The organism is Enterobacter sp. ECC-019, assembly GCF_043974075.1.
Taxonomy (GTDB): domain Bacteria; phylum Pseudomonadota; class Gammaproteobacteria; order Enterobacterales; family Enterobacteriaceae; genus Enterobacter; species Enterobacter asburiae_D.
In genome coordinates, this window is record NZ_CP143759.1 from 4,456,601 (window position 1) to 4,469,709 (window position 13,109).

General features: G+C 56.2%; 13 protein-coding genes and 5 tRNA genes. 2 read left to right on the forward strand and 16 right to left on the reverse strand.

Translation table 11 applies throughout. The annotated features are described in order from the left end of the window. Position 1: 1 nt before the first annotated feature. The 16 genes from V1566_RS21115 to mltB form a co-directional block, all read right to left on the reverse strand. The gene (locus tag V1566_RS21115) at positions 2 to 430 is read right to left on the reverse strand and encodes a YqaA family protein (protein ID WP_326431017.1); all 429 of its coding nucleotides are present in this window, start codon (positions 428 to 430) and stop codon (positions 2 to 4) included. Beyond that, positions 427 to 993: a fructose-1-phosphate/6-phosphogluconate phosphatase gene (gene yqaB / locus V1566_RS21120; RefSeq protein WP_023308940.1), complete on the reverse strand. Its 567-nt coding sequence runs from the start codon at positions 991 to 993 to the stop codon at positions 427 to 429. Before yqaB ends, V1566_RS21115 begins: the two co-directional genes overlap by 4 nt. A 125-nt stretch (positions 994 to 1,118) precedes the next feature. Beyond that, positions 1,119 to 1,195, reverse strand: a tRNA-Arg gene (locus V1566_RS21125). A gap of 28 nt (positions 1,196 to 1,223) precedes the next feature. Further along, positions 1,224 to 1,300, reverse strand: a tRNA-Arg gene (locus V1566_RS21130). Positions 1,301 to 1,329: 29 nt separating this feature from the next. Further along, positions 1,330 to 1,406, reverse strand: a tRNA-Arg gene (locus V1566_RS21135). 64 nt (positions 1,407 to 1,470) lie between these two features. Beyond that, positions 1,471 to 1,547: transfer RNA gene (locus V1566_RS21140), tRNA-Arg, on the reverse strand. 4 nt (positions 1,548 to 1,551) lie between these two features. Beyond that, positions 1,552 to 1,644 (reverse strand) — tRNA-Ser (locus tag V1566_RS21145). Positions 1,645 to 1,986: 342 nt separating this feature from the next. Further along, positions 1,987 to 2,172, reverse strand: coding sequence for a carbon storage regulator CsrA (gene csrA / locus V1566_RS21150; protein WP_000906486.1), 186 nt, complete (start codon positions 2,170 to 2,172; stop codon positions 1,987 to 1,989). A gap of 241 nt (positions 2,173 to 2,413) precedes the next feature. After that, entirely contained in the window at positions 2,414 to 5,041 is a 2,628-nt protein-coding gene (alaS, locus tag V1566_RS21155) for an alanine--tRNA ligase (RefSeq protein WP_395304535.1), read from the reverse strand. A 131-nt stretch (positions 5,042 to 5,172) separates the two neighbouring features. Then, entirely contained in the window at positions 5,173 to 5,673 is a 501-nt protein-coding gene (recX, locus tag V1566_RS21160) for a recombination regulator RecX (RefSeq protein WP_032660377.1), read from the reverse strand. Between the two features lie 68 nt (positions 5,674 to 5,741). Next, the gene (gene recA / locus V1566_RS21165; RefSeq protein ID WP_023308943.1) at positions 5,742 to 6,800 is read right to left on the reverse strand and encodes a recombinase RecA; all 1,059 of its coding nucleotides are present in this window, start codon (positions 6,798 to 6,800) and stop codon (positions 5,742 to 5,744) included. A gap of 89 nt (positions 6,801 to 6,889) precedes the next feature. Further along, positions 6,890 to 7,387, reverse strand: a complete 498-nt coding sequence (gene pncC, locus V1566_RS21170; protein WP_023308944.1) for a nicotinamide-nucleotide amidase — start codon at positions 7,385 to 7,387, stop codon at positions 6,890 to 6,892. Between the two features lie 129 nt (positions 7,388 to 7,516). Continuing rightward, positions 7,517 to 8,395, reverse strand: coding sequence for a metal ABC transporter substrate-binding protein (locus V1566_RS21175; protein ID WP_395304536.1), 879 nt, complete (start codon positions 8,393 to 8,395; stop codon positions 7,517 to 7,519). 14 nt (positions 8,396 to 8,409) lie between these two features. Then, positions 8,410 to 9,270, reverse strand: coding sequence for a metal ABC transporter permease (locus V1566_RS21180; protein WP_039263400.1), 861 nt, complete (start codon positions 9,268 to 9,270; stop codon positions 8,410 to 8,412). Next, complete coding sequence (locus tag V1566_RS21185) at positions 9,267 to 9,920, reverse strand: metal ABC transporter ATP-binding protein (protein ID WP_395304537.1); 654 nt, start codon at positions 9,918 to 9,920, stop codon at positions 9,267 to 9,269. The genes V1566_RS21180 and V1566_RS21185 overlap by 4 nt, the downstream gene beginning before the upstream one ends. A gap of 313 nt (positions 9,921 to 10,233) precedes the next feature. Next, positions 10,234 to 11,334 carry a lytic murein transglycosylase B gene (mltB, locus tag V1566_RS21190; protein WP_395304538.1) on the reverse strand — a complete coding sequence of 367 codons (1,101 nt, stop codon included), beginning with the start codon at positions 11,332 to 11,334 and terminating at the stop codon, positions 10,234 to 10,236. 252 nt (positions 11,335 to 11,586) lie between these two features. Here mltB and srlA point away from each other — a divergent pair, with 252 nt between their 5' ends. Further along, entirely contained in the window at positions 11,587 to 12,150 is a 564-nt protein-coding gene (gene srlA / locus V1566_RS21195) for a PTS glucitol/sorbitol transporter subunit IIC (protein WP_395304539.1), read from the forward strand. Next, a complete protein-coding gene (locus V1566_RS21200) occupies positions 12,147 to 13,106 on the forward strand; it encodes a PTS glucitol/sorbitol transporter subunit IIB (protein WP_063144185.1) in 960 nt (319 codons plus the stop codon). Before srlA ends, V1566_RS21200 begins: the two co-directional genes overlap by 4 nt. Positions 13,107 to 13,109: the final 3 nt, after the last annotated feature.

A 13,109-nucleotide genomic window follows, 5' to 3' on the forward strand; every position in this document is an offset into this window, starting at 1 on the left:
ATTAGTGCCACCACGTCATACCCTGTAGTGTTGCCCACGCCACGAGAACATAGCGCAACGCTTTGCCAAGGCACAAAAAAAAGAGCACCGGTCCCCAGGAGATGCGCATCCATCCCGCCAGCAGACACAGTAAATCGCCTATAACAGGCATCCAGCTTAATAACAGCGTGGCAGCGCCATAGCGTTTTAGCCAGCCGACTGCCTTTTCCTGCCAGCGCGAATTTTCGCGCAACGGAAAGAAACGCCCAAGAATAACGTTAGTCAGCCCTCCAAGGCTATTACCCATTGTTGCTATTAATACAAGCAGCCAGGGCTGACTCACGCCGGACAACAGCATCGCCACTAGCACCACTTCCGAATTTCCCGGTAACAGCGTGGCGCTTAAAAAACTGCTGGCGAATAATGAGGCGAGTGACAGCGCGTCACTCACAGTAAGCGCACATCCACCGCATCCATTCCGGCATCACGCGCGGCCTGGATACCAAAATCGGCATCTTCAAACACGACACATTTTGCCGCCGGGACGCCCATTAACTCTGCGCAAAGCAGGAAGGTGTCCGGTGCGGGCTTGTGATGTTTAACATGATCGGCGGCGACCACGGCAGAAAAATAGTGGCGCAGGCCAAGATGATTGAGCAAAGCTTCTGCAATCGAGCTTTCACTGCCCGTTCCGACCGACATCGGGCGGCGCCCGTGCCACTCTTTTACCACATCAATCAGCGGCAGAGGGCGAACGGTATCTAAAAGCATGGCTTTTACCGCATCGGTTTTTTCGCGCGCGAGCAGGTGCGGGTCGAGATCGGCCTGATTCAGTTCAATCACGGCCTGTGCAATACGCCAGGTGGGGGATCCGTTGAGGGCAATCATCGCCTGAAGATCGAAACGCATACCGTAGCGGCCCAGGACGTCAGTCCAGGCTTGACGATGCGTGGGTTCGGTATCCAGGAGAGTGCCGTCCATATCGAAGATCAAACCGTCATACTGTGCGTACATCGTGCTCTCGCTAAACGATTAACAAAGCATTACTTTATCGTAAATGGTGATTTTTGTCGCTGATTGCGAAGTGATAACTATGAGAGTGATTAAGAACTAAACATCGAAGGGAATAATAGAAGAGATGGTGCATCCGGGAGGATTCGAACCTCCGACCGCTCGGTTCGTAGCCGAGTACTCTATCCAGCTGAGCTACGGATGCATCAGGGAACTACTTTCAGAAATAATAATGGTGCATCCGGGAGGATTCGAACCTCCGACCGCTCGGTTCGTAGCCGAGTACTCTATCCAGCTGAGCTACGGATGCATCAGGGTACTGCTTTCAGAAATAGTAAATGGTGCATCCGGGAGGATTCGAACCTCCGACCGCTCGGTTCGTAGCCGAGTACTCTATCCAGCTGAGCTACGGATGCATCGGGATTTACTACTGTACTGCTCGATATTCATATCACTTCTAAAGCAATATGAAGTAATAGATGGTGCATCCGGGAGGATTCGAACCTCCGACCGCTCGGTTCGTAGCCGAGTACTCTATCCAGCTGAGCTACGGATGCAAAATGGCGGTGAGGCGGGGATTCGAACCCCGGATGCAGCTTTTTACCGCATACTCCCTTAGCAGGGGAGCGCCTTCAGCCTCTCGGCCACCTCACCACACAACGCCTCTTTCGAGTGCTTCGAGTGACTCGTTAAGAGCTTCTCGTCGCTGCGTGGCGCATATATTACTTTCTGGGACTTATAAGTCAAACAATTTTCCAAAAGCTTTTATCGTTTGCACAAATCACACGCAATTCGCATGTAAAAGCCGCAAAGAGGGTGTTTTATAAGCGGATTTTGCAGGCATCTTCACAGAAAACCTTTGCAGAAATGGCGGCGTAAGGGCGAGTTTAGGGTAACAGAGTGGTTAAAAAGAGAGCGTTTGAAATTAAACGGTAACGTTGAGCAGGAAAAATGACAGGAGGGTTGCGTCTCGCCCGACAGCGAGACGCGACAATATCAGTAACTGGACTGCTGGGATTTTTCAGCCTGGATACGCTGGTAGATCTCTTCACGGTGGACAGATACTTCTTTAGGAGCGTTAACACCAATACGTACCTGGTTACCCTTTACCCCTAAAACTGTCACGGTGACCTCATCCCCAATCATGAGGGTCTCACCAACTCGACGAGTCAGAATCAGCATTCTTTGCTCCTTGAAAGATTAAAAGAGTCGGGTCTCTTGTATCCCGGCATTATCCATCATATAACGCCAAAAAGTAAGCGATGACAAACACGTAAAGTGTAAGCAGTCACGGCATCACATTCTGTTAAACGTAAGTTTAGCCGATATACACAAACTCAACCTGACTTTATCGTTATCGATAGCACAGTGAACAAGACGCCATAACGTTACCGCTATGGCGTCTGCTTGTGCTTTGTAGTTATTACAGTTTCGCGCTTACCCAGCTTTCAACGCTGGCCAAAGCTTGCGGAAGTGCCGCCGCATCCGTACCACCGGCTTGCGCCATGTCCGGACGACCGCCACCCTTGCCGCCCACCTGCTGAGCGACCATACCAATCAGTTCCCCTGCTTTTACGCGGTCGGTCACATCCTTAGAGACGCCCGCAATCAGAGAAACCTTACCTTCTGCCACTGTCGCCAGCACGATAACGGTAGAACCAAGCTGGTTCTTGAGATCGTCGACCATAGTACGCAGCATCTTAGGCTCAACGCCCGCCAGATCGCTGACAAGCAGTTTGACGCCCTTAATGTCTACAGCCTTGCTGGAGAGGTTTGCACTCTCCTGCGCCGCAGCCTGCTCTTTCAGCTGCTGCAGCTCTTTTTCCAGCTGACGCGTGCGATCCAGCGCAACGCGCACTTTCTCGCCCAGGTTCTGGCTATCGCCTTTCAGCAGCTGCGCGATGTCGTGCAGCTGATCGCTCTGCGCATGCAGGCTGGCGATTGCGCCTTCACCGGTCACCGCTTCAATACGACGCACGCCTGCCGCCGTACCTGATTCGGAAACAATGCGGAACAGGCCGATGTCACCGGTGCGCGATGCGTGCGTACCGCCGCACAGCTCGGTAGAGAAGTCGCCCATGCTCAGCACGCGAACGCGGTCGTCATATTTCTCACCAAACAGCGCCATCGCACCTTTTTTCTTCGCGTCCTCGAGCTCCATGATGTGAGTCTCGATTGGCAGGTTACGACGGATCTGCGCGTTCACCAGATCTTCCACCGCGCGGATTTCAGACGGTTTCATCGCTTCAAAATGCGAGAAGTCGAAGCGCAGCACTTTGTCGTTAACCAGAGAACCTTTCTGTGCAACGTGGGTACCGAGTACGTCGCGCAGGGCAGCGTGCATCAGGTGGGTTGCAGAGTGGTTCAGACGAATGCGCGCGCGGCGAGCTTCATCCACGTTAGCCTGTACGCCCTCGCCCACTTTCAGAGAACCGGAAACCAGTTTGCCCTGGTGACCAATCGCCTGACCGTATTTCTGGGTATCCCTGACGCTGAAGCTGAAACCGTTGCCTTTCAGTTCGCCCTTATCGCCAACCTGGCCGCCGGATTCCGCATAGAACGGCGTTTTGTCCAGAATGACAACCGCATCCTGACCCGCGCTAATGCTGTCCACGGCTTTACCGTCAACAAACAGGGCGGTCACTTTGCCGGTCAGTTCCAGCGCGTCATAACCTTTGAATTCTGACGCGCTATCAACGCGGATCATCGCGTTGTAGTCGGCACCGAAACCGCTGGATTCACGCGCGCGACGACGCTGCTCTTCCATCGCGGCTTCGAAGCCCGCTTCGTCAACTTTGATGTTGCGCTCGCGGCAAACGTCCGCAGTCAGGTCAACCGGGAAGCCGTAGGTGTCGTACAGGCGGAAAGCGGTTTCGCCATCCAGCGTGTCGCCCTTAAGTTTCGCCAGCTCTTCGTCCAGCAGCGCCAGACCACGCTCCAGCGTACGCGCAAACTGCTCTTCTTCGGTTTTCAGAACCTGCTCTACCTGCGCCTGCTGGCGTTTCAGCTCGTCACCGGCAGCACCCATCACGCCAATCAGTGGCCCAACGAGTTTATAGAAGAAAGTGTCCTTCGCGCCCAGCATGTTGCCGTGACGAATGGCACGACGAATGATACGACGCAACACGTAGCCACGGTTTTCATTTGACGGGATAACGCCGTCGGCAATCAGGAACGCACAGGAACGAATGTGGTCCGCGATAACGCGCAGCGATTTGTTGTTCAGGTCGGTCGCGCCGGTAACGTTCGCAACGGCTTTGATGAGGGTGCTGAACAGGTCAATCTCGTAGTTGGAGTTAACGTGCTGCAGAACCGCGGCAATACGCTCCAGGCCCATACCGGTATCAACGGAAGGCTTCGGCAGCGGCTCCATCGTACCGTCAGCCTGACGGTTGAACTGCATGAACACAATGTTCCAGATCTCAATGTAGCGATCGCCGTCTTCTTCCGGGCTGCCTGGAGGGCCTCCCCAGATGTGGTCGCCGTGATCGTAGAAGATCTCGGTGCACGGACCGCAAGGGCCGGTATCACCCATCTGCCAGAAGTTATCAGACGCGTATGGCGCGCCTTTGTTATCACCGATGCGAATAATACGCTCGCGCGGGATCCCGACTTCTTTTTCCCAGATTTCGTAGGCTTCGTCATCGGTTTCATAGACGGTAACCCACAGACGCTCTTTCGGCAGGTTGAACCAGTTTTCACCGGTCAGCAGTTCCCACGCATATTGAATGGCATCGTGTTTGAAGTAGTCGCCGAAGCTGAAGTTACCCAGCATTTCGAAGAACGTATGGTGACGCGCGGTGTAACCGACGTTTTCCAGGTCGTTGTGTTTACCGCCCGCACGCACGCAACGCTGTGAGGTTGTGGCGCGGGAATAATTACGCTTGTCGAGACCAAGGAACACATCCTTGAACTGGTTCATCCCGGCGTTGGTAAACAGCAGAGTCGGATCGTTGTTCGGTACCAGGGAGCTGCTGGCAACAACCTGGTGTCCCTTACTATGGAAAAAATCGAGAAACGCCTGACGGATCTCAGCGGTGCTCTTGCTCATAATTATCCTGAAATCAAGCTAACGAAATGTCGTAGCCAGCCGGTATCGGTAAACCGTTGGACAGACCAGCTACTGGAAAAAGTGGGAATAAGATAAGTTTTCTTGGGTGGGAAGTAAAATCCCGCATGCGTTCAATCGGCAAAATTACGCCAGATATCCTGAATATCTTCCATCAGAAAGCCGCGGTAGAGCAAAAAGCGCTGGATTTTGACTTTTTCTGAAAACTCACGCGGCAGCGGTTCGCCGTATTTTCGAATCGCCTGTTCTCTGGCCAGCTCGCACCAGTCAATATCGCATTCGCGCATCGCTTTTTCGATGGATTCCCGGGCCACCCCTTTCTGATTCAGCTCCTGCCGGATGCGTGCGGGCCCATATCCTTTGCGGCCGCGGCTGGCGAGAAATCGTGAGGCAAAACGCTCGTCATCAAGATAACGATGCTCATAGCACCAGGCAATCACGCGATCATAATCTTCCGCCGTGGCATCAATCTCTTCCGGCCCGTTTTTACTCATCACCGGAGCCGACAGTTTTCGCCGCAGCTCCTGTTCACTGTGGTCACGAACGGCCAGGATGCGCACCGCGCGGTCCAGTAAGCGTGCATACGCGGGTCGACGTGTTGTCGGTTCACTCATAAAAAACCTGCTGATTCAGAAATGCAAAAAGGGCCGCATCAGCAGCCCTTCATTTTTAAACGAAAGAATTAAAAGTCTTCGTTAGTTTCTTCAGCATCCGCGGCATCCACCACGAAATCAGGTTTGGAGTCCTGGTTGTTCAGCAGAAGCTCACGTACCTTCTTCTCAATCTCTTTCGCCGCAGCCGGGTTCTCTTTCAGCCAGGAGATCGCGTTCGCTTTACCCTGACCAATCTTGTCACCGTTGTAGCTGTACCAGGCGCCCGCTTTTTCAATCAGCTTCTCTTTCACGCCCAGATCAACCAGCTCGCCGAGGAAGTTGATCCCTTCGCCGTAGAGGATCTGGAACTCAGCCTGTTTGAACGGCGCGGCGATTTTGTTCTTCACAACCTTCACGCGGGTCTCGCTACCCACCACGTTCTCGCCCTCTTTCACCGCGCCGATACGGCGGATATCCAGACGGACAGAGGCGTAGAATTTCAATGCGTTACCGCCGGTAGTGGTTTCCGGGTTACCGAACATCACACCAATTTTCATACGGATCTGGTTGATGAAGATCAGCAGCGTGTTGGACTGCTTCAGGTTACCCGCCAGCTTACGCATCGCCTGGCTCATCATACGTGCCGCGAGGCCCATGTGAGAGTCGCCGATTTCACCTTCGATTTCGGCTTTTGGCGTCAGTGCGGCAACGGAGTCGACCACGATAACGTCAACGGCACCAGAACGCGCCAGCGCGTCACAAATTTCCAGCGCCTGCTCACCGGTGTCCGGCTGAGAACACAGCAGGTTGTCGATATCCACGCCCAGCTTGCGGGCATAAACAGGGTCCAGCGCGTGCTCGGCATCGATAAACGCACAGGTTTTACCTTCGCGCTGTGCCGCGGCAATCACCTGCAGCGTCAGGGTGGTTTTACCGGAGGACTCTGGCCCGTAGATTTCTACGATACGGCCCATAGGCAGACCGCCAGCGCCAAGCGCGATATCCAGAGAAAGCGAACCGGTGGAGATGGTTTCCACATCCATGGAACGGTCTTCACCCAGGCGCATGATGGAGCCTTTACCGAATTGCTTTTCGATCTGGCCCAGTGCTGCCGCCAACGCTTTCTGTTTGTTTTCGTCGATAGCCATTATTACTCCTGTCATGCCGGGAGAAGCGACTGTGCTTCACCGTGGATTTCTGTTCTGTTGGTGCAATTATACTGTATGGTCATACAGTATCAAGTGTTTTGTAGAAATTGTTGCCAGAGCGTTTTTAACGCATAAACGGTTGCCTGACGACGCACGCTTTCGCGATCGCCGCTGAAGCACTCCCGGCGGGTGATCCCTTCCCCTTTGGAGGTGGCGAACCCAAACCAGACGGTGCCGACAGGCTTCACGTCGCTGCCGCCGTCCGGGCCCGCAATGCCGCTAATGGAAATCGCGTAATCTGCCCGCGCCTCTTTGAGCGCACCAATGGCCATCTCGATCACCACCGGTTCGCTGACCGCACCATGCTGTTCAAGCGTGGATTCACGCACGCCAATCATCTGTGCTTTAGCTTCGTTACTGTAGGTCACAAAGCCGCGTTCAAACCAGGCGGAACTGCCGGCAATATCGGTAATCGCTTTCGCCACCCAGCCGCCGGTGCAGGATTCCGCAGTGGTGATTGTCGCGCCACGCTGCTTCAGCGCAAGGCCAACGATCTCGCTAAGCTGCATCAATTCATGGTCAGTCATTCTCGCTCCAGGCATCAGAAAAACGTGCTGCACAAGATAGCACTTTCTCGTCAGATGTGGGGATGCACTTCAGGTTTTACGAGGGGGCTTCAGAAAAAAGCCGGTACGGACGCACCGGCGGTGGAAAGGTTATTTCATGCTCTCAGCGAGGGTGTTCACATTGTGGCGAAACGCCTTAACGTAGGTGTCTGCCACCCCACCTTTTGCCGACAAAGCTTCGGGGTAAAGCTCGCCCCCAGGCTGCGCGCCCGTCGCCGACGCAATCTGCTTAACCAGACGCGGATCGAGCTGATTTTCCATAAACCAGGTTTTCACGCCGTCGGCTTTAATCTGATTGATAATCTCAGCGACCTGCGCCGCGCTGGCTTCGCTCTCAGATGAGAGCCCCTGCGGCGCCATAAACGTCACGCCGTAGGCGCGGCTGAAATAGCCGAACGCGTCATGGCTGGTCAGCACTTTACGCTTCGCCGACGGGATCTGGCTAAAGCGCGTTTTGGCCCAGTTATCCAGCTGGCTAAGCTGCGCGATATACGGTTTACCGGAGGCTTCCAGCGCGGCTTTGTCATCCGGATCGGCTTTCACCAGCCCGTTCAGGATATTTTGTGCATAGAGCGCCCCGTTCGCCGCGCTGTTCCACGCGTGCGGATCGGCGACGGTTTTGCCGTCCTCTTCCAGGGTGTGGGTTTTCACCCCCGCTGAAGCCACCACCAGCTGCCCCTTAAATCCGGAGGCTTTTACCAGACGGTCAAGCCAGCCTTCCAGCCCCAGGCCGTTCACCACCACCACATCAGCCCTGCTCAGGGCCGCGCTGTCTTTCGGCGACGGTTCGAAGGTATGCGGATCGCCGTCCGGCCCGACCAGCGTCGTCACCTTCACATGGTCACCGCCTACCTCCTGCGTGATATCCCCCAGTATCGAAAAGCTGGTGACCACATTCAGCGTTTTCGCCATCACGCCGTGCGACATCATCCCCAGCGCGAGCGCCACTACCAATCCTGTACGTTTCATCGTTTCCCCTTGCGTTAAAAATACGCCCGCAGACTGCCAGCGAGCCTGCTTCGCGTACCCAATAAAATGGAAATAAAGAACAGCGCGCTGGCGGTGAGCACGATGGATGGCCCGGCCGGTAGACTCATCGCCCAGGAGAGGCTCAACCCCAGCCATGCGCAGAAAATACCGCTGATACCCGCCATCAGGAGTAAGGCAGGTAACGTGCGCACCCAGCAGCGTGCCGCCACGGCCGGAAGCATCATCAGCCCGACGGCCATCAGCGTGCCGAGCACCTGAAAACCGGCCACCAGGTTAAGCACCAGCAGCGCCAGAAACAGTCCGTGCAGCAGGCCGGGCAGCCAGCGGGCGTTCACCTGTAGCCAGGCGGTATCAAACGCTTCTGTAACCAGCCCGCGATAAAACAGCGCCAGCGTAATAAGGGTGAACATACAAACGCCCGTGACAAACAGCGCGGCGTCGTTGTCCACGGCGAGGATGGAGCCAAACAGCAGATGCAGCAGATCGACATTTGACCCGCGCAGCGACACCAGCGTGACCCCCAGCGCCAGCGAGCCAAGATAAAACCCGGCAAAGCTCGCATCTTCTTTCAGCGGCGTGCGTCGACTGACCAGACCGGCCAGCAGCGCCACGGTAATTCCCGCGATAAAACCGCCAATACTCATCGCCAGCAGCGACATCCCGCTGAGCAAATACCCCACGGCGACACCCGGCAAAATGGCGTGAGAAAGGGCGTCGCCCATCAGGCTCATCCGACGCAGCTGAAGAAACACGCCGAGCGCGGTCGTGCTGACGGAAAGCGCCAGGCAAACCACCAGCGCGCGACGCATAAAGCCGTACTCAATAAACGGCTGAAAAAAGAGATGCCAGATCATGCCACCCTCACCCGCTCGGTTTTCCACTGGGGAACGTCAGCGTCCAGCCGCAGCGTCTGTGGGAAATGGCGCGACACACGCTCGCTGTCGTGCAGTACCGCGAGCAGCGTTTGCCCCTGCATATACATCTCCAGCATCACATCCATCAGCACGCTGCAGGTGGCTTCATCGACCCCGGTAAAGGGTTCATCCAGCATCACCAGCGGCGCCTGCTGCACCAGGACGCGGGCAAAGAGCATGCGCTGAAACTGGCCGCCGGAGAGTTCATCGATAGTGGATAACGCCATGAACTCAAGCCCAACGCGCTCAAGCGCGCTGGCAATGCGCAGCCGCGTTTCTCGACGAAACCCGGAAAAAAGCGAAATGCCCGGCCAGCAGCCCATGCTTACCACATCCTGTACGGTCAGCGGAAACTGCGCCTCCAGCGCGTGACGCTGTGCCAGCCAGCCGATGACCGGACGCTTACCCTGCCAGCGGAAGCCGCCGCTGACGGGAGGAATAAACCCCGCCAGCGTTTTTAGCAGCGTGGATTTCCCGCAGCCGTTAGCGCCGATAATGGCGGTCATGCTTCCGCGTTCAATGGTGCCCGAGAGGGGCCGCGTAACGGGCTGGCGTTCATAACCCGCAACCAGTTCATTCATCACAATCATGGCAATGCCACAGCCCAGCGCACGGCCAGCCCGATAAAGACAACCAGCACCAGCGCCAGCAAAAGCCGAACCAGCGCAGACAGAGAAAAAAGGGACGTTGACATGTCGACACCGCATTAAATGTTATAACATAACAATAATAAAATACGGATAAGATGTAAATGGCGGGTTTGAAAAGGGAGTGTGGCGAAATGTTTCTGCAAAACTTCCCTCTCCCGTGGGAGAGGGTCAGGGTGAGGGCATCAGGCCGCACCGTGCGCGCAGCCATGCCGGGTGGCGGCGTTGCCTTACCCGGCCTACCCGTTGGAGCGGCTTACTGACTAAACGGTGACGCCGCCGGAACGCGCGCCTGCGAAACCGCCAGCCCCAGTTGCCATACCGCCATTGCATAGTGAGTGCTGTGGTTATAGCGGGTGATGGCGTAGAAGTTCGGCATGCCGTACCAGTACTGATAACCGGTTCCCACATCCAAACGCAGCAGGCTCACCTGATCGACATTGCCCAGCGGCTGGGTTGGCGTTAAGCCTGCCGCCGTCAGCTGCGCAACGCTGTATTTGGTTTTGAATCCGTTTTCCAGACCAAACGCTTCGCCGTTAGCCTGCACCGCCACCTGGCCGCCCGGCACCCAGCCGTGCGCTTTGAAGTAGTTCGCCACGCTGCCGATGGCATCCACCGGATCCCACAGGTTGATGTGACCATCCCCGTTAAAGTCGACGGCATATTCTTTATAGGAGGACGGCATAAACTGGCCGTAGCCCATCGCGCCGGCAAACGACCCTTTCAGATCGAGCGGATCGTCCTGCTCGCTGCGCGCCATCAGCAGGAAGGTTTCCAGCTCGGAAGAGAAATACTCCGCGCGGCGCGGGTAGTTAAAGGAGAGCGTCGCCAGCGCATCCAGGATGCGGGTTTTACCCATCACGCGGCCCCAGCGGGTTTCCACGCCGATGATCCCAACGATGATTTCAGGCGGTACGCCGTAGGTCTGCCACGCTCGGTTGAGCGCATCTTCATACTGATTCCAGAACACCACGCCGTTTTGCACGTTGTCCGGGGTAATAAACTGTTTGCGATAGCGCAGCCACGCGCCGTTCGGCCCGCTCGGCACCTGGGCCGTCGGCGCCTGACGGTCCATCAGGCGAAGCACGTAGTCCAGACGCTTGGCCTGAGACAAAATTTCGTGCAGCTGCTGTCTGTCAAAGCCGTGTTTGCTCACCATTTTATCGATGAACTGCTCGGCCGCCGGGTTATTCGCGAAGTCGCCGCCCATCTGCATCATATTGTGCTGCGGCTCCAGCAGGAATCCTCCGGAAGGCGCGCCTGCCGTTTGCTGAACGGCTTCGGTCTTAGGTTTGCTACTACAGGCAGACAGCAGAATAAGCGCAGGCAACAGCGCTGCATAACGACGCTTGAACATGAGACATCCATTTAACGGGTTCGATAAGAACCCAGTATGGTAAAGCATCCGCAACACCTCAAGGAAGCGGTACGCACCTCCCCCACGCAAATCCGCGCTTTTTTCCACCAAAAATCATTCACCACATCAATAAACTTTCAAAATAATCCATTTTTCTTTCATTGTGAGATCTAACTAACACTTTAAAACCTTTCAAAGTGATTATTATTAGCCCAGTCAGACAAAAACAAAAAAGCCCCACAGGAGAGAAGAATGATAGAAACCATCACCCACGGCGCCGAGTGGTTCATCGGGCTGTTTCAAAAAGGCGGAGAAGTGTTCACCGGCATGGTGACCGGGATCCTGCCCCTGCTGATCAGCCTGCTGGTGATCATGAACGCGCTGATCAACTTTATCGGCCAGCAGCGAATTGAACGCTTCGCCCAGCGCTGTGCCGGGAATCCGCTGTCCCGCTACCTGGTACTGCCGTTCATCGGTACCTTCGTGTTCTGTAACCCGATGACCTTAAGCCTCGGTCGCTTCATGCCGGAAAAGTACAAGCCGAGCTACTACGCCGCCGCCTCCTACAGCTGCCATTCCATGAACGGCCTGTTTCCGCACATCAACCCCGGCGAGCTGTTTGTCTATCTCGGGATCGCCAGCGGCCTCACCACCCTTGGCCTGCCGCTCGGCCCGCTGGCGGTGAGCTACATGCTGGTCGGCCTGGTCACCAACTTCTTCCGCGGCTGGGTGACCGACCTCACCACCGCCATTTTTGAGAAAAAAATGGGCATCCAGCTTGAACAGAAAGTCCATCTTTCAGGAGCCACAGCATGAACCGGATCCGCATTGAGAAAGGCACGGGCGGCTGGGGCGGCCCGCTGGAGTTCGACGCCACCGAAGGCAAAAAGATCGTCTACATCACCGCAGGGACGCGCCCGGCGATCGTCGACAGGCTGCGCGAGCTGACCGGCTGGGAGGCGGTCGACGGCTTCAAGGAAGGCGAGCCGCCGGAAGCGGAAATCGGCGTGGCGGTGATCGACTGCGGCGGCACCCTGCGCTGCGGCATCTATCCGAAGCGTCGCATTCCAACGGTGAATATTCACTCCACCGGAAAATCAGGCCCGCTGGCGCAGTACATCCTTGAAGACATTTATGTGTCTGGGGTGAAAGAGGACAACATCACTCTGGTGAATGGCACTCCCGCGCCGCAAAAAGCGGCACCGCGCGAGTACGACACCAGCAAGAAGATCACCGAGCAGAGCGACGGGCTACTGGCGAAGGTCGGGATGGGTATGGGTTCCGCCGTGGCGGTGCTGTTCCAGTCCGGGCGCGACACCATCGACACGGTGCTGAAAACCATCCTGCCGTTTATGGCGTTCGTCTCGGCACTCATCGGCATCATCATGGCGTCAGGCCTGGGTGACTGGATTGCCCACGGCCTTGCCCCGCTCGCCAGCCACCCGCTTGGGCTGGTGACCCTGGCGCTGATCTGCTCCTTCCCGCTTCTGTCGCCGTTCCTCGGCCCGGGCGCGGTCATTGCCCAGGTGATCGGCGTACTGATTGGCGTGCAGATTGGCCTTGGCAACATTCCTCCACACCTCGCCCTGCCCGCCCTGTTTGCCATTAACGCCCAGGCGGCGTGCGACTTCATCCCCGTTGGGCTGTCGCTGGCTGAAGCGCGCCAGGACACCGTGCGCGTGGGCGTCCCGTCCGTGCTGGTGAGCCGCTTCCTGACGGGCGCGCCGACGGTGCTGATTGCCTGGTTTGTCTCCGGCTTTATTTATCAATAAGAG

What these genes read in the sequence shown, in the direction of transcription:
- yqaB (WP_023308940.1), bottom strand. Translation starts at nt 993, where the DNA reads ATGTACGCACAGTATGACGGTTTGATCTTCGATATGGACGGCACTCTC.
- csrA (WP_000906486.1), bottom strand. Translation starts at nt 2,172, where the DNA reads ATGCTGATTCTGACTCGTCGAGTTGGTGAGACCCTCATGATTGGGGAT.
- alaS (WP_395304535.1), bottom strand. Translation starts at nt 5,041, where the DNA reads ATGAGCAAGAGCACCGCTGAGATCCGTCAGGCGTTTCTCGATTTTTTC.
- recX (WP_032660377.1), bottom strand. Translation starts at nt 5,673, where the DNA reads ATGAGTGAACCGACAACACGTCGACCCGCGTATGCACGCTTACTGGAC.
- recA (WP_023308943.1), bottom strand. Translation starts at nt 6,800, where the DNA reads ATGGCTATCGACGAAAACAAACAGAAAGCGTTGGCGGCAGCACTGGGC.
- pncC (WP_023308944.1), bottom strand. Translation starts at nt 7,387, where the DNA reads ATGACTGACCATGAATTGATGCAGCTTAGCGAGATCGTTGGCCTTGCG.
- V1566_RS21175 (WP_395304536.1), bottom strand. Translation starts at nt 8,395, where the DNA reads ATGAAACGTACAGGATTGGTAGTGGCGCTCGCGCTGGGGATGATGTCG.
- V1566_RS21180 (WP_039263400.1), bottom strand. Translation starts at nt 9,270, where the DNA reads ATGATCTGGCATCTCTTTTTTCAGCCGTTTATTGAGTACGGCTTTATG.
- V1566_RS21185 (WP_395304537.1), bottom strand. Translation starts at nt 9,920, where the DNA reads ATGATTGTGATGAATGAACTGGTTGCGGGTTATGAACGCCAGCCCGTT.
- mltB (WP_395304538.1), bottom strand. Translation starts at nt 11,334, where the DNA reads ATGTTCAAGCGTCGTTATGCAGCGCTGTTGCCTGCGCTTATTCTGCTG.
- srlA (WP_395304539.1), top strand. Translation starts at nt 11,587, where the DNA reads ATGATAGAAACCATCACCCACGGCGCCGAGTGGTTCATCGGGCTGTTT.
- V1566_RS21200 (WP_063144185.1), top strand. Translation starts at nt 12,147, where the DNA reads ATGAACCGGATCCGCATTGAGAAAGGCACGGGCGGCTGGGGCGGCCCG.